The organism is Pseudomonas sp. BIOMIG1BAC, assembly GCF_001705995.2.
GTDB lineage: Bacteria > Pseudomonadota > Gammaproteobacteria > Pseudomonadales > Pseudomonadaceae > Aquipseudomonas > Aquipseudomonas sessilinigenes.
Window position 1 is genome coordinate 1,185,458 of the sequence record NZ_CP049045.1, and the last position, 18,655, is coordinate 1,204,112.

Consider the following 18,655-nt stretch of genomic DNA (forward strand, 5'->3'; position numbering starts at 1 on the left):
CAGCTCAGCGAACTGATCACCAGCATCACCCCACAGGTCACCCAGACCCTGGGCGAGGGGCGGGCCATGGGTGCCTTCTCCCTGGGCCAGGGTTTTCTCAATTCGTCTTCCAGCACCCGTTTCGATGAATTGCTGGTGCAGATCGAAAAACTTCAGGCCGAGTACGGCCTCAAGTTGCAGGATGCCCTGGGCTCCAGCCGTGCCGCCCACGATGCCCTCGACGGCGCGGCCAATGCCAGCAAGGCCAGCCTCAAGCAGGCCAGCGAGCTGTTCGAAGAGCAGGTGGTGATGGCCGAGACCCTGGAGGCGCCCTGGCCGGCGTTCTATGACCAGGCCAGCACGCTGATGGCCCAGACCTACCAGCTCAACGAAAGCACCCTGAAATTCCTCGATGTCGAACTGCAAAAGCGCCTGGCGCAGAACCGCAGCCACATGGTGCTGCTGGTGGCGGCCCTGGCCTTGGTGTTCCTGTCGATCGTCTACCTGTATGGCGGTTTCTACGCCTCGACCCGCACCACCCTGCGTCGCCTGGGCGTGATGATGGACAAGGTCGCGGCCGGCGACATGACCGTCACCTTCACCGCCCACAGCCGCGACGAGTTGGGCGACCTGGGCAGCCTGTTCAACGGCACGGTGCTGAAGATCCACGATTTGATCGAGCGGGTCGGGCATACCGTGAGCGAGGTCGAGCGCCAGGCCGGGCAAGTGGAAAACGTCTCGGCCCAGAGTAACCAGGCAGTGGCTGGCCAGCGCAGCCAGATCGAGCAGGTGGCTACGGCAATGAACCAGATGTCCGCCACCTCCCAGGAAGTGGCCCGCAGCGCCGCGGCAGCGGTCAGCAGTGCCCACAGCGTCAACGACGAGACCATCAATGGCCGGGGCCTGGTGGAGTCCCAGCAAGGCAGCATTGCCCGACTGGCCAGTGAGATCGACCAGTCGGTGCGGGTGATCAACCAACTGGCCAGCGACAGCCAGTCCATCAGCCGGGTATTGGAGGTGATCAAGAGCATCGCCGAACAGACCAACCTCCTGGCCCTCAACGCCGCCATCGAGGCGGCGCGGGCCGGCGAGCAGGGGCGCGGGTTCGCGGTGGTGGCCGATGAAGTGCGCACCCTGGCCAAGCGCACCCAGCAGTCCACCGAAGAAATCGAAGACATGATCGGCAAGCTGCACGGCGGGGTCAGTGCGGCGGTCAAGGCCATGGGCAGCAGCCATGCCATGGCCAATGGCACGGTCGATCAGTCGGAGAAGGTCCAGCAGGCCCTGGAGAACATCCTCGGTGCGGTGGGCATGATCGTTGACCAGAACCAGCAGATCGCCGCGGCGGTGGAGCAGCAGACGGCGGTGGCCCACGACATCGACCAGAACATCGTCGAGATCAATCGTGCTGGCGAGCGCACTGCTGAAGGCGCACACCAGACCGAGGATGCCAGTCGCCAGCTCTCGGCCCAGGTGGTCCAGCTCAAGCAGTTGATCGGCGCGTTCCGGGTCTGAGCCCGCCCTGCAGTGCAGCCCTGCCCAGGCCGGGCTGCCACAAGCTGTAGTAATTAATCGCTTTGTCTGGGGTGTTTTTCCTGCTTTCCTGCGCGTTTTTTCCGGGCGCCGCCTGCGCCCGGCCAGTCAGCCATGGCGTGTCCATGGCCCTGAGGAAATACGCCGATGACCGTTTCTTCCGGAGTCCTGGGACGCTGCGCCCACTGCCAGGCTCTGCTCGATCTCGAACCCTGGCAACTCAACGCCATGGCCATGCAGGAACCCTTCGCCTGCAAGCACTGCCACAAGCCGCTCAAGCTCGACTGTCCGGAGCAGATCAAGCGCCTCAAGACCCTGGGCTCGTTCGCCACCCTGCGGGCGCTGTTGATCGTGCTCTGTGCCACGGTGCTGCTGGTGAGCCTGACATTGCAGTGGATCGGGCTGCTGGAGCGGAGCCTGCAACTGGGCATCTCGGCACTGGTGCTGGTGGGGTACCTGCTGGTGATGACCATCGCCCGGCGCCGGCAGCGCCGGCCCTTGCTGCTACAGGCCGGCTGAGGGCCAGCCGAACACTGCGCAGGCGTTACGGGTGCTGGTGCTGGCCAGGTGCTCGGCACTGACGCCGATGATTTCGGCCAGGGCCGCGCAGATCTCCGGCAGGTGCTGGGGGCTGTTGCGCTGATGGGGGTACATCGCTGGGGCCATGTCCGGCGCGTCGGTCTCCAGCACCAGGGCTTCCAGCGGCAGTTCGGCGAGTACCTTGCGCAGGCGCAGGGCCTGGGGCCAGGTCGCGGCGCCGCCCAGGCCCAGCTTGAAACCCAGCTTGAGGTATTCCCGGGCCTCCTCGCGGCTGCCAGCGAAGGCGTGGATGATCCCGCCGCGCTGGAGCTTGAAGCGCTTCAGGGTGGCAATCACCGCCGCATGGCTGCGCCGCACATGCAACAGCGCTGGCAGTTGGAAGTCCGCCGCCAGCTGCAGCTGGGCCTCGAACAGCGCCTGCTGGCGCTCGCGGTCCAAGTGCTGGAGAAAGTAGTCCAGGCCAATCTCGCCCACTGCGCACAATTGTGGATGCCCGGCCAGGCGCGCCAGCCAATCGCCCAGGTGCTGCAGGTCGGCAGGCTGGTGATCGTCCAGGTACACCGGGTGCAGGCCGAAGGCCGCGTAGAGCTGCGGGTCGCCTTGCACCAGGTCCCAGACCCGCTGCCAGTTACCCTGGTAGACCCCCAGCACCACCATCCGGCCGACGCCCCGGGCGCGGCTGTCGGCCAGCAGCGCCCCACGATCGGCGTCGAAATCCGGAAAGTCCAGGTGGGTGTGGCTGTCGATCAGCTCCACGGTTCAGCCCTGCTGGATACGCTGTTTGAAGGTCCGCGGGATGGCCTGTACGCCGGGCTGGTACTGGCCTTCTTCAATGGCCGCCAGGGCCAGTTGCAGGACGGTGTCGGCGATCAGCTGATGTTGCTGGGCCATGGCGTTGACCGGCAGCGGCAGGAAGTCCAGCAGCTGGGTGTCGCCGAAGGTCCCCAGGCGCAGTGGCCGGGACTTGAGCGGGAAGTCGTGCAAGGCATCGAACACCCCTTGCAGCAGCACATAGGAGGTGGTCACCAGGGCATCGGGCAGATGGCCCAGGCGCTGCAGCAACTCTTCCATCAACTGCCGGCCGCAATCGCGGCTGAAGGCCTCGCCGTGCTCGATCACCACGTCGCCGCCGAACCCCTCCAGGGCCTGGCGGAAACCCGCGGCCCGCTCCTGGCTGATACTCAGCTCCGGGCGGGCGCCGAGCAGCACGATCTGCCGGGGCTCGGGTTGCAGCAGGCTTTGGGTCAGGTGCAGGCTGGCTTGCAGGTCGTCGCTGATCACCGAGCAGAACTGCCCGGCCGGCATCATCCGGTCGATGGCGATGATCGGCAGCCCCTGGGCCTGCAATTGCAGGTAGCTGTCGTCTTCCGGCGGCAGGCAACTGGCGACGATCAAGGCATCGCAGCGGCGCGCGCGAAACAGCTGCAGCAGTTGCCGTTCGCTGTCCGGCGCATCGTCGGAGCTGGCGATCAGCAATTGGTAGCCCCGGGCCCGCGCGCCTTGCTCGAGCAACTTGGCGATCCGCGCGTAGCTGGGGTTCTCCAGGTCCGGGAGAATGAAGCCCAGGGTCCGGGTATGGCGGCTGCGCAGGCCGGCCGCCTGGGGGTTGGGAGTGAAGCCGTGCTCTTCGACCACCGCCCGCACCCGTTCCACGGTGGCGTTGCTGATGCGCTGCTGTTCGGCCTTGCCGTTGATGACGTAACTGGCGGTGGTGACGGACACACCGGCCAGTCGAGCGATATCACTGAGTTTCAACCCGGGATTTCCTTATTTTTGGTGCTTGCCCCGACATTTTCGCCAATCCTACCTGATCTGGGCACGCGACCAACGTCGGAACCGGCAATCGACCAGCAGGACTTCAAGAGGCGAAGATTATCGAGTAACTTGCCGATCCTGCTAGATTAAACGTTTCAGCAGGCGTATTTTCTGGGCCAAAGCGTAAACGTAGAAGCGCTTCCGCCCGCTGGCCAGTCCCATTTTTGGCCATGACAGCGCCTACGCTGCTGACTTAAAACAATACCTAGCGCTGCCCCCGCGCTAAATAGGAGAACCCATGCTCGAACTCACCGTAGAGCAGATATCCATGGGCCAGACGGCTGTGGATAAGTCCGCAGCATTGCGCTTGCTGGCCGACAAACTGGTGGCTGACGGCCTGGTGGCTGCGGGTTACCTGAGCGGCCTCGAACAGCGCGAGGCCCAGGGCTCGACCTTCCTCGGCCAAGGCATCGCCATCCCCCACGGCACCCCTGAAACTCGCGACCAGGTCTTCGCCACCGGCGTGCGCCTGCTGCAGTTTCCCGAAGGCGTGGACTGGGGCGACGGGCAGATCGTCTACCTGGCCATCGGCATTGCCGCCAAGTCCGACGAGCACCTGCGCCTGCTGCAACTGCTGACCCGCGCCCTGGGCGAGACCGACCTGGGCCAGGCCCTGCGGCGCGCCAACTCGCCGCAGGCGTTGCTCAAACTGTTGCAGGGCGCGCCCCAGGAACTGGCGCTGGATGCGCAGATGATTGGCCTCGGGGTGGCGGCGGAAGATTTCGAAGAACTGGTGTGGCGCGGCGCACGCCTGCTGCGCCAGGCCGAGTGCGTGAGCAACGGCTTTGCCGCCGTACTGCAGCAGGTCGAGGCGCTGCCCCTGGGGGATGGCCTGTGGTGGCTGCACAGCGAACAGACCGTGTTGCGTCCGGGCCTGGCCTTCGTCACCCCGGACAAACCCATCCGTTACCTGGGCCAGCCGCTGAGTGGCCTCTTCTGCCTGGCCAGCCTCGGTGAAGCCCACCAGGCCCTGCTCGAACGCCTGTGCGCCCTGTTGATCGATGGGCGTGGCCAGGAGTTGTGGCGCGCCACCAGCACCCGCGCGGTGCTCGAAGTACTGGGCGGCGAGTTGCCGGCGGACTGGCCCAGCGCCCGGATCGCCCTGGCCAACGCCCATGGCCTGCACGCGCGCCCGGCCAAGGAGCTGGCGCAACTGGCCAAGGGGTTTGACGGCGAGATCCGCATTCGTCTCGCCGACGGCAACGAACCGGCGGTGTCGCTCAAGAGCCTGAGCAAGCTGCTCAGCCTCGGCGCCCGGCGTGGCCAGGTGCTGGAACTGATCGCCGAGCCGAGCATCGCCGCCGAGGCCTTGCCGGTATTGCTGGCGGCCATCGAGCAAGGGCTGGGCGAAGAGGTCGAGCCCTTGCCGACCGTTGCGGCGCCCGTGGATGTACCGCAAGAACTCGCCGCCCCGGTCAGCGCCCCAGCTGCCGGTAGCCTGGTCCAGGCCGTACCGGCGGCCCCCGGGATCGCCATCGGCCCGGCCCATGTGCAGGTCCAGCAGGCCATCGACTATCCGCTGCGTGGTGAGTCCGCCGCCATCGAGCGCCAGCGCCTGCAGAAGGCTCTGGGCGAGGTGCGCGAGGACATCCAGGGCCTGATCCAGCGCAGCCAGGCCAAGGCCATCCGCGAGATTTTCATCACCCACCTGGAAATGCTCGACGACCCCGAGTTGGTGGACGAGGTGCAGGCCCGTCTCAAGCAGGGCGAAAGCGCCGAGGCCGCGTGGATGAGCGTGATCGAAAGCGCCGCCCGGCAACAGGAGTCCTTGCAGGATGCGCTGCTGGCCGAACGCGCCGCCGACCTGCGCGACATCGGCCGCCGGGTGCTGGCCCAGCTGTGTGGTGTGCTGGCGCCGGTGGAGCCGGAGCAACCCTACATCCTGGTGATGGATGAGGTCGGCCCCTCGGACGTAGCTCGCCTGGACCCAGCCCGGGTGGCCGGGATTCTCACCGCCCGTGGTGGCGCCACGGCCCACAGCGCCATCGTCGCCCGGGCCCTGGGCATCCCGGCACTGGTGGGGGCTGGCGCCGGGGTACTGCTGATGGCCTCCGGCACCGCCTTGCTGCTGGATGGCCAGCGCGGCCGGCTGCATGTCGCCCCGGACCCGGCGACCCTGCAGCGGGCGGTCGAGGAACGCGACAACCGCGAACAGCGGCTCCAGGCCGCCGCCGAACAGCGCCACCTGCCGGCCCAGACCCGCGACGGTCACGCGGTGGAAGTGTTCGCCAACGTCGGGGAAAGCGCCGGCGTCGCCGCAGTGGTGGAGCAGGGCGCCGAAGGCATTGGCCTGCTGCGCACCGAACTGATCTTCATGGCCCATCCCCAGGCCCCGGACGAAGCCACCCAGGAAGCCGAATACCGCCGCGTGCTCGATGGCCTGGACGGGCGGCCGCTGGTGGTGCGCACCCTCGATGTGGGCGGCGACAAACCGCTGCCCTACTGGCCGATCGCCCAGGAGGAAAACCCCTTCTTAGGCGTGCGCGGCATCCGCCTGACCCTGCAACGCCCGCAGATCATGGAAGCGCAGTTGCGGGCGCTGCTGCGCTCGGCGGACAACCGGCCGCTGCGGATCATGTTCCCCATGGTCGGCAGCGTCGAGGAATGGCGCCAGGCCCGGGACATGACCGAGCGCCTGCGCCAGGAAATCCCCGTGGCCGACCTGCAACTGGGAATCATGGTCGAGGTGCCCTCGGCGGCCCTGCTGGCCCCGGTACTGGCCAAGGAAGTGGACTTCTTCAGCGTCGGCACCAACGACCTCACCCAGTACACCCTGGCCATCGATCGCGGCCATCCGACCCTTTCGGCCCAGGCCGACGGCCTGCACCCGGCGGTGCTGCAACTGATCGACATCACCGTGCGCGCCGCCCATGCCCAGGGCAAGTGGGTCGGCGTCTGCGGCGAGCTGGCGGCCGACCCGCTGGCGGTGCCGGTGCTGGTGGGCCTGGGCGTGGATGAACTGAGCGTCTCCGGACGCAGCATCGCCGAGGTCAAGGCGCGCATTCGCGAACTCAGCCTGGCCCAGGCCCGAACCCTTGCTCAACAGGCCCTGGCCGTCGGCAGCGCCAACGATGTGCGCGCCTTAGTGGAGGCCATGTAATGGCGAAGATTCTCACCCTGACCCTCAACCCGGCGCTGGACCTGACCGTGCCCCTGGCGCGCCTCGAGGTGGGGCAGGTCAACCGTAGCGAGGCCCTGCACGTGCATGCCGCCGGCAAGGGGGTGAACGTGGCCCAGGTCCTGGCCGACCTGGGCCATCGCCTGACCGTCAGCGGCTTTCTCGGTGCCGGCAATCCCCAGGCTTTCGATGAGTTGTTCGCCCGCCGTGGGTTCGTCGATGCCTTCGTCCGCGTGCCGGGGGAAACCCGCAGCAACATCAAGCTGGCCGAGGCCGATGGGCGGGTTACCGACGTCAACGGCCCGGGCCCGCGGGTCGACGCCGTCGCCCAGCAAGCGCTGCTGGCGCGCCTGGAGCAGATCGCCCCCGGGCATGACGCGGTGGTGGTCGCCGGCAGCCTGCCCCAGGGCGTGAGCCCGCAATGGTTCCAGGCCCTGCTGCTGCGCCTGAAGGTCATGGGCCTGAAGCTGGCCCTGGACACCAGCGGCGCCGCCTTGCGTGCCGGGCTGGCGGCCGGGCCCTGGCTGGTCAAGCCCAATGGCGAGGAACTGGCCGATGCCCTGGGCCGGCGGGTGGCCACGCCGGATGACCAAGCCGCCGCTGCACGCCAGTTGCAGGGCCAGGGTGTCGAGCATGTGGTGGTCTCCCACGGCGCCGACGGCGTCCACTGGTTCGCCGCTGGCCAAGCCTTGCAGGCGCTGCCGCCCAAGGTTGCGGTGGTCAGTACCGTGGGCGCCGGCGACTCGTTGCTGGCCGGGGTGCTGCACGGCCTGCTCGCCGGCCAGGACGCTGCCCAGGCCCTGCGCACGGCCACGGCCATCGCCGCCATGGCGGTGACCCAGATCGGTTTCGGCATCGGCGACCGGGCACAACTGGCCCGGCTGGAACAGGGGGTGCGCGTGCAGCCCCTGGCAGAACAATAAGAGAGGTGCCCATGAAGTTAGCCATCGTTACTGCCTGCCCCAACGGGATGGTCACCAGCGTGCTCTGCGCACGCCTGCTGGACGCCGCGGCCCAGCGCCAGGGCTGGAGCACCAGCGTCGAGGTCCACGACCCGGCCCGTCCTGAGCGCCAGCTGTCGGCCGCGACCCTGGCGGCGGCCGAGTGGGTGCTGGTGGTCAGCAGCGGGCCTGTGGATCTGTCGCGTTTCGTCGGTAAGCGGGTGTATCGCAGCAGCCCGTCCCAGGCCCTGCAGGATGTGGATGCCTTGTTGCGCCGGGGCGCCGAGGACGCCCAGGTGCTGATGGCCGCGCAAGAGCGGGGCGAGCCCGCGCCCAGCATCGAACAATCAATGCCACGGTTGGTGGCGATCACCGCTTGCCCCACCGGGGTGGCCCACACCTTCATGGCCGCCGAGGCCTTGCAGCAGGCGGCCAAGCGCCTGGGTTACCAGCTGCAAGTGGAAACCCAGGGTTCGGTGGGCGCGCGCAATCCGCTGAGCGCCGAGGCCATCGAGCAAGCCGATGTGGTGCTGCTGGCGGCGGACATCGAAGTGGCCACCGAACGCTTTGCCGGCAAGCGCATCTATCGCTGCGGCACCGGCGTGGCGCTGAAGCAGGCCGAGGCGACCCTGGACAAGGCGCTGGCCGAAGGCCGGCCGGAGTCCGTGGCCAGTGGCGCCCAGGCACCGGCCAAGCCAGACAAGGCCGGGGTCTACAAGCACCTGCTGACCGGGGTTTCGTTCATGCTGCCGATGGTGGTGGCGGGCGGCTTGATGATCGCTCTGTCGTTCGTCTTCGGCATCACGGCCTACAAGGAGGAGGGCACCCTGGCCGCGGCCTTGATGCAGATCGGTGGTGATACCGCCTTCAAGCTGATGGTGCCGTTGCTGGCTGGCTACATCGCCTACTCCATCGCCGACCGGCCGGGGCTGGCCCCGGGGATGATCGGTGGCCTGCTGGCCAGCACCCTGGGCGCGGGGTTCATCGGCGGTATCGTCGCCGGGTTTCTGGCCGGGTATGCGGCCAAGGTGATCAACCGCTACCTGCATTTGCCCCAGGGCCTGGAAGCCTTGAAGCCGATCCTGATCATCCCGTTGCTGGCCAGCCTGTTCACCGGCCTGGTGATGATCTACGTGGTGGGCAAGCCGGTGGCGGGCATGCTCGGGGCCCTGACGCATTTCCTCGACAGCATGGGCACCACCAACGCGATCCTGCTGGGGGTGTTGCTGGGGGCGATGATGTGCGTGGACCTGGGCGGTCCGATCAACAAGGCGGCCTATGCGTTTTCGGTGGGGCTGCTGGCGTCCCAGAGTTATGCGCCGATGGCCGCGGCCATGGCGGCGGGGATGGTGCCGCCCATTGGCCTGGGCATTGCGACCTTCATCGCTCGGCGCAAGTTCGCCCAGACCGAGCGGGAGGCGGGCAAGGCGGCGCTGGTGCTGGGGTTGTGCTTTATCTCCGAGGGGGCGATTCCGTTCGCGGCCAAGGACCCGTTGCGGGTGATCCCGGCGAGCATTGCCGGTGGGGCGTTGACCGGGGCCTTGTCGATGTATTTTGGCTGCAAGTTGATGGCGCCCCATGGGGGGTTGTTCGTGATGTTGATTCCGAATGCGATCAATCATGGGGTGTTGTATTTGCTGGCGATTGTGGCGGGGAGTTTGTTGACGGCGGGGGTGTATGCGGTGGTGAGGCGGGGGGATATGGGGGTGGAGCCTGAGCCTGGGGCGGGGCAGGTGGACGGGGCGGCCTGAGAGCCGGCCCGGGCTCTTTGGGTTTGTGTACATATCCGTTGTTGGTGGGGTGGCTTGCTTATGGTTCCGCCCTTACGGCGGGTCACTTTTTTCAAACGCCAAAAAAGTAACCAAAAACGCTTGCCCCCACGTCCGGCCGCTCGCTGCGCTCGGGTTCCCTCGTTCCGGTACTTCTCAGGGGGCATCGCTTCCAGCGATGTCCTCGACTGCGTCGAGGGGCGCTGCGCGCCATTCCCCTGATAAGCACCTGCACTCGGCCTTCCCAGGGGGCGGGTGAATCAAGATCACCAGCGTACGGCGCGCCCTACCGGGCGGCGCATCGCGGGTGGGGTGTGCGTGTTTGGCATCGCTTTGTGTAGCCGCTGCCGGAGGCTGCGTACGGGCACGCAGCGGCCGCCCGGTTCTTGAATCCGCTGAAGGCCTTGCGGTCCTTGTCGCAGCCTCGCCCCGGCTCGACAGCGGCTACAGACTCGCTTTGTGTAGCCGCTGCCGCAGGCTGCGCACGGGCGCGCAGCGGCCGCTGGATCTTGAATCCGTCGAAGATTTTGTGGCCTTTTCATAACCTTCGACAGGCTCAACACCCATCCAAATCTCTTTCTTTTGTAAGGGGTTTCCGAGAGACTCCAGTGCGCTTGTGCCTGAAGAATCTGCTGGCTAGTCTCCGGTCGTCACTGATCATCAGTGACCGGGTTTAGCAGCCCGACCAAACTCAGGCACGCCAAGCTCCATCTCCATCCGACCAGCATGCGAATGCTGGTCAATGCGTTATGGCAGCTGTACGCGGGGCACCTTCGGGTGCGCTGGGCTTGCCTGACTGCCTGGTCTGCTAACCCGCGTCCAGCTGCCACCCTCCGTTTAGCAGCGATGGGTGAAAGCTCCATAGTCAGGAGTGCCACCATGAAAAAGCTCGTCCCCGATCCCCCCGTTTTCTCTTCTGTTTCACGTCGCAACCCGGAGCATGACCGGGCCAACGAGGTGATTCTCCATGCTCTGGTCAACACCCGTACCGGTTCGCTGATCCGGACTCTGAAACCCACGGTCGCCGCAGCGGTGGGGCGCGATTCATTGTTCGACGTTCGCTCCGGCATCAGTGCCGAGGAGGCCCTGGTCCATGTGTCCATGCTGCTCAAGGCCGCCGAGGAGGTGTCCGATGAGATCACCGAGCAGGCCAGCGGCGTCGAGCGTGGGTTGATCTGGTCCCTGGTGCATTCGGTGGAGATGGCTCGCGGCGTGGTGGATGCCTTGCTCGATGGCCATCGTCTTTCCCCTGACTGAATACGCATCACCTGTGGCGAGGGAGCTTGCACCCGCTGGGGCGCATAGCGACCCTAAACCTGATAGAGGCGGTCGCCTCGATTGTTCGGGTGGAATTCAGCATCCTCGCCACAGCTACAAATCGTGTCAGGCATAGGCCTAGCGCTAAATTGCCGCTTATCGTTGTTGGAAAAGAACCACTAACCTACTGATGCCAAGACGACTAGAGCGCTATAACTACCCACATGGTGCCGACCCTCTTTTTGAGGTGGTGGGGTACGCCTTGTAAAATTAATAAGTTACAAGCACCCACAAAAAGAGGGTTAAACACGCTGTAGAGTCGTATCTTTCTTTAAAATCTTGGGGTTAGAGTAGAAGTGCTCTAGTTCACTGCCGCATAGGCAGCTAAGAAACGGATCAATCTTGAACACCGCGCTAAGCAGGATGTTCACTGCCGTATAGGCAGCTAAGAAAGCTATCACCAGCCATGGGCGGCTTGAGCTGTAGTTCACTGCCGTATAGGCAGCTAAGAAAAGTTCCCTTCGAATCAAATCAGCGGCAAGGGCGTTCACTGCCGTATAGGCAGCTAAGAAATTTTGCAGTACCAGGGCGCGCTTTTCGCGTCCGTTCACTGCCGTATAGGCAGCTAAGAAACCAGGCCTTCAGCGTTCATCGGTGCTGTTCATCTCGATTGCCGAACAGGCAGGCAACACACAATCCATCATCAATCCATCGGCACCCGTTACTGCCGTAGAGGCAGCTTGAGAGACTTGATGCACTAATCGCTGGCTGGCCTGGGGCTCCCGGGCCAGGCGCGTCTTTGTCACATCCCCTTCATCGGCGCTGGCTAAGGTGGCCTCTTTTGACCATGTCAGGGAGTCACCATGAGCGAGTTCAACCTCGGCCGTCGACGGATCATGCAAATCGCCGGGGCGGGGATGTTGATGCCCAGCCTGGCGCCGGCGGTGATCGCCTCGGTCAAGGATCGACCCAAGCTCACCGATGGCGTGCAGTCCGGGGACTTGCAGGGCGATCGGGCGATTATCTGGAGCCGCAGCGACCGCCCGGCGCGGATGGTGGTGGAGTGGGACACCCGCAGCATGTTCACCAACCCGCGGCGCCTGGTCTCGCCGCTGGCCGATGCCCGCACCGACTTCACCGCCCGGGTGGACCTGAGCGGGTTGCCGCTCAACCAGGCGATCTTCTATCGGGTGACCTTCGAGGACGCCCGCACCGGGGTGGCCAGCGAACCCTGGTTCGGCCATTTGCGCAGCGCCCCGAGCCAGCGCCGGGATATCCGTTTCGTCTGGAGCGGCGACACCGTCGGCCAGGGTTTCGGCATCAACCCGGACATCGGCGGCATGCGCATCTACGAGGCAATGCGCCTGCGCCTGCCGGACTTTTTTATCCACAGCGGCGACACCATTTACGCCGATGGCCCGGTGCCGGCTCAATTGACCACCGAGGGTGGGCGCATCTGGCGCAATATCACCACCGAGGCCAAGAGCAAGGTGGCCGAGACCCTGGACGAGTATCGCGGCAACTACCGCTACAACCTGCTGGACGAGAACCTGCGCCGATTCAACGCCGAGGTGCCGCAGATCTGGCAGTGGGACGACCACGAGGTGGTCAACAACTGGTCGCCGAGCAAGCAGCTGGACGAGCGCTACATGGTCAAGGACATCCAGACCCTGGTGGGCCGTGCGCGCCAGGCCTGGCTGGAGTACGCGCCGATGCGCCGGCAGAGCGCCGACGGTGGCGGGCGGATCTATCGCAAGCTCAGCTACGGGCCGTTGCTGGATGTGTTCGTGCTGGACATGCGCAGCTACCGCGGGCCCAACGACGACAACCTCGGCGGCGAGAAGCCGTTCCTCGGCCGTGAACAGCTGGACTGGCTCAAGCGCGAGCTCAAGGATTCCCAGGCGCAGTGGAAGGTGGTGGCGGCGGACATGCCCATCGGCCTGGGCGTGCCTGACGGTGAGGTCAGCCCCGGCGTGGCGCGCTGGGAGGCCATCGCCAACGGCGACCCGGGCCCGGCCCAGGGTCGCGAGCTGGAGATCGCCGAGTTGCTGGCCTACCTGCGCAAGCACCGGGTGCGCAACCATGTGTGGCTGACCGCCGACGTGCATTACTGCGCGGCCCACCACTACCACCCGGACCGGGCAGCGTTCCAGGATTTCGAGCCGTTCTGGGAATTCGTCGCCGGCCCGTTGAATGCCGGCAGCTTCGGGCCCAACGTGCTGGACAAGACCTTCGGCCCCGAGGTGGTGTTCCAGAAGGCGCCGCCGACCCAGAACGCCTCGCCGTTCGCCGGGTTCCAGTTCTTTGGCGAGGTGCAGATCGATGGCCAGACGACGGAGATGAGCGTGATCCTGCGTGATCTCGATGGCGTGGCGGTGTTCGAGCGCAAGCTGCAACCGGCCTGATACACGCCTATGGCCCAGGGGTAGGAGAGGGGCTCGCCTGCGATGAATGCTAACGCGGTGTCCTGGACACACCGCATCGCGCTTATCGCAGGCGGGCCTTGCTCCTGCAGGTCAGTAGACGTCGCGGCGGTAGCGGCCTTGTTCGATCAGGCGCTCGACCTGTTCGGCGCCCAGCAGCTCGTTGAGCACTTGGTCCACCCCCGAGGCCATGCCTTGCAGGCTGCCGCAGATGTAGAGCGCGGCGCCGTCGTCGAGCCACTGTTGCAAGGTCGCGGCGGCTTCGCGCAGGCGATCCTGGACGTAGATCTTCTGCTCCTGATCGCGGGAGAAGGCCAGGTCCAGGCGGCTCAGGTCGCCCCGGGCCAGCCATTCCTGCAGCTCGTCCTTGCAGTAGAAGTCATGCTCGGCGTTGCGCTCGCCAAAGAGCAGCCAGTTGCGTTGCTGGCCCTCGGCGATCCGCGCCTTGAGCAGGCTGCGCAGCCCAGCCAGGCCGGTGCCGTTACCCAGCAGGATCAGCGGGCAGGGCTCGGCCGGCAGGTGGAAGCCGCTGTTGCGGCGTACCCGCAGGCTGATGCTCGCGCCCACCTGGACATGCTCGGTAAGCCAGCCGGAGCCGATGCCCAGGCTGCCGTCGGCGTGGCGTTCCTGGCGCACCAGCAGTTCCAGGCAGCCGTCGGCGGCGATCGAGGCGATGGAGTACTCGCGCTGGGTCAGCGGCACCAGCGCATCCACCAGGGCCTGGGCATGCAGGCCCACCAGGTGGGCGCGGTTCTCCGGGAGCTGGCGGCTGCCCAGGGCCTGTTCCAGGCTTTCCTCCAGGCCGTCGAGCTGCACCGGGGTCTCGCCGGAAAGCCCCAGGCCCTCGAGGAAGTGGTCCACCAGCCACGGGCAGTTGCGCGGCATGACTTCCACCAGGTCGCCGGCCAGCCAGCTGCTGGTGCCGGGCGGCTGCAATTGTAAGAGATAGACCCCGGAGCCGCTGCTCTCGGGGTTGAGCAGGCGGCGCTGGCTCAAGGTCCAGTTGGCGAAGGCCGGGGCTTGCCACAGGTCCACCGGGGCATGGCCGGTGAGCTGGCCCAGTTGTTGTTGCCAGTGGCGCAGGGCGTAGCTGTCGCCACTGTCGACTTCCACCGGGGTGAACAGGTTGCTGGCGCCCTGGCTCGACAGCCAGGTGTGCAGGCGCCGGGCGAAACCGCAGAACTGCGGGTACTGGCGGTCACCCAGGCCCAGCACCGCATATTCCAGGCCGTCGAGGGCCAGTTCGCGGCCCAGCAGCTTGCGCTCGAAGCCCCGGGCGCTATCCGGTGCCTCGCCATCGCCGAAGGTGCTGACCACGAACAACGCCCGCTGGGCACTGCGCAGCTCCTGCTCGCCAAGGCTGGCCAACGGGCGGACCCGGGCGCCGATGCCGGCGGCCTGCAATTGCCCGGCGGTCTGCCAGGCCAGTTGTTCGGCGAAACCGCTCTGGCTGGCAAAGCCGATCAGCCAGCCGTGGGCATCGTCGGGGGCCTGTTCCAGGCCTTGGCGGGCGTCCTTGATCTGGCGTTTCTTGCGCCGCCGATCCAGGTACAGCAGCCAGCCGGTGATGAAGAACAGCGGCATGCACAGCGAGGCCAGGGTTAGCACGATGCGTCCCACCAGGCCGAAGTAGCTGCCCACGTGCAGGGCGTAGACACTGGTCAGCAATTGCGCCTTGAAGCTCTTGTCGGCGTAGCGCTCATGTCGGCTGATGACGCCGGTGGCCGGGTCCAGGGTGATCTGGTTCAGGGCGCGCTCGTGGGGCGAGTCCTTGAGCAGGTAGAACACCGTCGCTGGCTGCCCGGCCACGGGCGGCATGCGCACATTGTAGGCGCTAAGGTCCTTGCCGGCGGCGCTGTAGATGCTGCTCCACATGGCGTTGTAGTCGGCCACCGGGGCTGGGCCCTTGGCCGGCGGGCCGCCACGTCCGCCCCGGGCGCGCTCGCTGTGTGGCGAGTCGGACAGCAAACGGGTCAGCCCCTTGCTGTACCACTCGTACGACCAGTACAGGCCGGTAAGGGCGAACAAGAGGTAGAACAGCAAACACCAGGTGCCGAACACCGCGTGCAGGTCCCAGTTGAAGGCCCGGCCTTTCTTGGCCCAGTCCAGGGTCAGCCAGGCGCGCCAGCTGGCGACCTGGCGCGGCCAGCGCAGGTACAACCCGGACAGGCAGAAGAAGATCAGGATCAGGGTGCAGGCGCCGGTGATCTGCCGGCCGCTGTCGCCCATGGCCAGGAACCGGTGCAGTTGCAGCATGAAGCCGAAGAAGCCCTGGCCCACAGCCTCGCCGGTGAACTGGCCGGTGTAGGGGTCGAAGTAGCGCATCTGCCCACGGCGTTCCCCGGGCGGCGGGGTGTAGAACACCCGCGCGGCATTGCCGCTGTCGGTCTCGACCCAGAGCATGGACACGTCCTTGCCCTCGGCCGCCTGGAGCTTGGCCACCAGCTCGGCCGGCGGCAGGGTGCCGGCGGGCAGCTTGTCGACCTGCAGCACCGAGGGGTTGAGCGCGCGCAGGATCTCGTCCTCGAACGATACCGTGGCCCCGGTGATGCCCATCAGGGCCAGGACCAGCCCGGCGCTGATGCCGAAGAACCAGTGCAGCTGGAACAGGGTTTTCTTCAACACATCGACCGCCTTGTTCGTCCTAAGAGGTGAAACACGGCGCGCATTATGCCGTGTGTGAGCGAGAAGCATTCTTCTTTACATGCAAAAGCCCCAGGCAGCGGATGCATGGGGCTTGGGCACCTGTGGCCGGGGCCACAGGGTGTCGCGATGGATCAGAAGTGGAAGTTGGCACTCATCAGGGCGGTACGGCCTGCTGCCTGGTTGGCGAAGTGCGCCGCGTATGCCTTGTCGTAGTAGGTCTTGTCCGTCAGGTTCTGCACGTTCAGTTGCAGGTCGACGTTCTTGGTCAGCTTGTAGCTGGCCATGGCGTCGTAGCGGGTGTAGGACGGTACGTACAGGGTGTTGTTGTTATCACCCCAAACCTTGTCGACGTAGAAGGCACCACCACCGATGGTCAGCTTCTGGGTCAGGTTGTAGGTGGTCCAGAGGCTGAAGCTGTTCTTCGGCGTGTTGGGCAGCTCGTTGCCTTTGGCCGGGTTGTTAAGGTTAGTGATCTTGCCGCTGCGATCACCAGCGGCACCTGGATCGACGATGGTGCTGTCCAGATAGCTGTAGCCGGCGAACACTTGCCATTTGTCGGTCAACTTTCCGCTGGCCGTCAGCTCGAGGCCGTCGACGCGGGTCTTGCCGGCGTTTTCGTAGGTGTAGTTGCTACTCAAGACTCGGGTGTTTTCTTTCTCGGTGCGGAAGATCGCTCCGGTCAGCGACAGCCGCTCGTTGAACAGATCCCACTTGGTACCGATTTCGTAGTTGGTGGTTTCCTCGGGCTTCATGTCGCTGACGATGCTGGTTGGCGTCCCGGCGGTGGTCGCGAAGGGGTTGGTTTCAGCCCCGTTATCCAAGGTGCTGCCCACCGGTGTTGCGGAAGTGGCATAGGAGATGTAGACGCTACCGTTGTCCTGGGGCTTCCAGATCAACCCCAGCTGGCCGGTCACGAATTCACTGGTGTCCTCAGCCTTGAAGGTGGTGGCACGAGCGCCGTTCTTGGTCTTGGCTTGGGTTTCGAAATGGTCGTAGCGCAGGCCCATGTTGACCAGCCACTGCGGGGTCAGCTCCAGGGTATCTGCGAAGTAGATGGCACGAGTGGTGCCCTCGGTATCGGTGCCCGCGTAGTTACGACTGATAGTGCCGGCGTAGATGTCATCCGGCGTCGGATTCGACAGCGAGGTACAGACGCCCGATGGCTGCGGCACGTTGCACTTGATACTCGAGTTATTGGAAACGTTGTAGCCGCTCTTCTTCGAGGACTCGTCGGACAGTTCGATACCGGTGGAGAAGTTGTTCTTGAAGCCACCCAGGACGAACTCACCATAGAGATCGGTCTGGTTGGTGGTGGTCTCGGTATTCGAGACCCGGGTGTTGGCCCGGCGCCAGACCGTGCCGCTGCGTACGTTACCCTGGCTATCGTCCGGCTGGGTCAGGATGTAGTCCTGCATGCTGGTGCCGTGGCGGAAGGTGTTCTTGAGGGTCAACGAGTCGTTCAGGTCGTGCTCGAAGGCGAAGGTCGCCGTGTCCACCCGGGATTTGCGGAAGTCGCGATCGGTCAGGCCGTAGAAGTTGCTGCTATCGCCACCGTTGACTGGTTTGTCCGGATGCGCGGCGGTGTGGGCCGTGCCCATGGAGTAGCCGTAGGGAATGCCCGAATCCGGCAGGTCGTCGCTTTCCAGATGGTAGTAGTCGAGGAATACCCGGGTGTCGGTACCCAGGCCGAAGGCCAGGGACGGCGCGACGCCCCAACGGTCGTAGTTGACCTTGTCCCGTCCAGCGACATTGCTTTCATGGCTCATCAGGTTCAGGCGGCCCGCAACGGTGTCGCTGAACTGATAGTTGCCGTCCAGGGTGTAGCGTTGAGTCTGGTCGGAGCCCCAGGTGAAACCACCGTCGAGGGAGTTGCCCAGGTGAGCTTTCTTGCTGACCAGGTTGATGCTGCCCCCTGCTGCGCCACGACCACCCATGGCCGAGTTCGGGCCTTTGCTGACCTCGATATTTTCCACGGCGAAGACTTCCCGGCTTTGAGCGCCGGTATCGCGTACGCCATCCAGGTAGGTGTCGCTTTGTGCATCGAAACCACGAATGAAGGGACGGTCACCTTGTGGATTGCCACCTTCACCAGCGCCGAAGGTGATACCTGGAACGGTGCGCAGTGCGTCTTGCAGCGAGGTCGCCGCCGTGTCCTTGAGGACTTGCTGCGGTACTACAGTTACCGAGCGCGGGGTGTTGACCAGCGGTGCCGTGTACTTCTTCGAGGAGGAGTTGTCGACCTTGTAGGACGTCGCATCCTGGGCTTCACCGGTGATGCTGGTGGCTTCCAGGGCAATCGCTCCCGAGGCTTTCTTGCCGGTGTCCTCGGCAGCCTGGACCATGTGCGCAGCAGAGCCGGCGGTGATGGCGACGCCGATGGCGGATGCCAGCAGGCGTGGCGAACTGACAGCGGATAGTGGTTGTTGGCGTGTCATGTTTTTTCCCCTCCCCGAGGATTTGAGGCCGCGGAATATAGGTGAAAGAAACATTCGTTATCAATTGCGAAACATTACTATTCGCAGTGAATTTACATTCTTTACAATTTCTCTTTACGGTTTTTGCGTTCTCGTTCGTCCCCGGCGTTTTACATGGGCAATAAGAATCAATACCATTGCCGGTCTTTCGCTTCCCAGG

General features: G+C 65.2%; 11 protein-coding genes and 1 CRISPR repeat array. Of the genes, 7 read left to right on the plus strand and 4 right to left on the minus strand.

Annotated features, from left to right (window positions below; genetic code table 11):
* The first annotated feature begins 789 nt into the window (after positions 1 to 789).
* Positions 790 to 1,494: a methyl-accepting chemotaxis protein gene (locus tag ATY02_RS36520; protein WP_416220674.1), complete on the plus strand. Its 705-nt coding sequence runs from the start codon at positions 790 to 792 to the stop codon at positions 1,492 to 1,494.
* Positions 1,495 to 1,659: 165 nt separating this feature from the next.
* Positions 1,660 to 2,031, plus strand: a complete 372-nt coding sequence (locus tag ATY02_RS05395; RefSeq protein WP_068585417.1) for a hypothetical protein — start codon at positions 1,660 to 1,662, stop codon at positions 2,029 to 2,031.
* Here ATY02_RS05395 and ATY02_RS05400 read toward each other — a convergent pair.
* Entirely contained in the window at positions 2,017 to 2,808 is a 792-nt protein-coding gene (locus ATY02_RS05400) for a TatD family hydrolase (RefSeq protein WP_068585414.1), read from the minus strand. The two genes, ATY02_RS05395 and ATY02_RS05400, sit on opposite strands and share 15 nt — an antisense overlap.
* Positions 2,809 to 2,811: 3 nt before the next feature.
* Entirely contained in the window at positions 2,812 to 3,807 is a 996-nt protein-coding gene (gene cra / locus ATY02_RS05405) for a catabolite repressor/activator (RefSeq protein ID WP_068585411.1), read from the minus strand.
* Between the two features lie 298 nt (positions 3,808 to 4,105).
* On the opposite strand from cra, the gene ptsP reads away from it, so the two are divergent.
* From ptsP to ATY02_RS05430, 5 genes are all read left to right on the plus strand, one after another.
* Positions 4,106 to 6,967: a phosphoenolpyruvate--protein phosphotransferase gene (ptsP, locus tag ATY02_RS05410; protein WP_068585408.1), complete on the plus strand. Its 2,862-nt coding sequence runs from the start codon at positions 4,106 to 4,108 to the stop codon at positions 6,965 to 6,967.
* Positions 6,967 to 7,908, plus strand: a complete 942-nt coding sequence (pfkB, locus tag ATY02_RS05415) for a 1-phosphofructokinase (protein WP_068585406.1) — start codon at positions 6,967 to 6,969, stop codon at positions 7,906 to 7,908. The genes ptsP and pfkB overlap by 1 nt, the downstream gene beginning before the upstream one ends.
* A gap of 11 nt (positions 7,909 to 7,919) precedes the next feature.
* On the plus strand, positions 7,920 to 9,677 hold the full coding sequence (locus ATY02_RS05420; RefSeq protein WP_164823625.1) for a PTS fructose-like transporter subunit IIB: 1,758 nt from the start codon (positions 7,920 to 7,922) through the stop codon (positions 9,675 to 9,677).
* Between the two features lie 897 nt (positions 9,678 to 10,574).
* A complete protein-coding gene (locus ATY02_RS05425; RefSeq protein WP_068575715.1) occupies positions 10,575 to 10,952 on the plus strand; it encodes a DUF6124 family protein in 378 nt (125 codons plus the stop codon).
* Between the two features lie 364 nt (positions 10,953 to 11,316).
* Positions 11,317 to 11,585: a CRISPR direct-repeat array (repeat unit 28 nt; unit sequence GTTCACTGCCGTATAGGCAGCTAAGAAA).
* Positions 11,586 to 11,815: 230 nt separating this feature from the next.
* Positions 11,816 to 13,357: an alkaline phosphatase D family protein gene (locus ATY02_RS05430; protein ID WP_068575717.1), complete on the plus strand. Its 1,542-nt coding sequence runs from the start codon at positions 11,816 to 11,818 to the stop codon at positions 13,355 to 13,357.
* Between the two features lie 111 nt (positions 13,358 to 13,468).
* Here ATY02_RS05430 and ATY02_RS05435 read toward each other — a convergent pair whose 3' ends face one another.
* The gene (locus ATY02_RS05435; RefSeq protein ID WP_068575719.1) at positions 13,469 to 16,000 is read right to left on the minus strand and encodes a sulfite reductase flavoprotein subunit alpha; all 2,532 of its coding nucleotides are present in this window, start codon (positions 15,998 to 16,000) and stop codon (positions 13,469 to 13,471) included.
* Positions 16,001 to 16,152: 152 nt separating this feature from the next.
* On the minus strand, positions 16,153 to 18,456 hold the full coding sequence (locus ATY02_RS05440) for a TonB-dependent receptor (protein ID WP_068575721.1): 2,304 nt from the start codon (positions 18,454 to 18,456) through the stop codon (positions 16,153 to 16,155).
* Between the last annotated feature and the right edge of the window lie 199 nt (positions 18,457 to 18,655).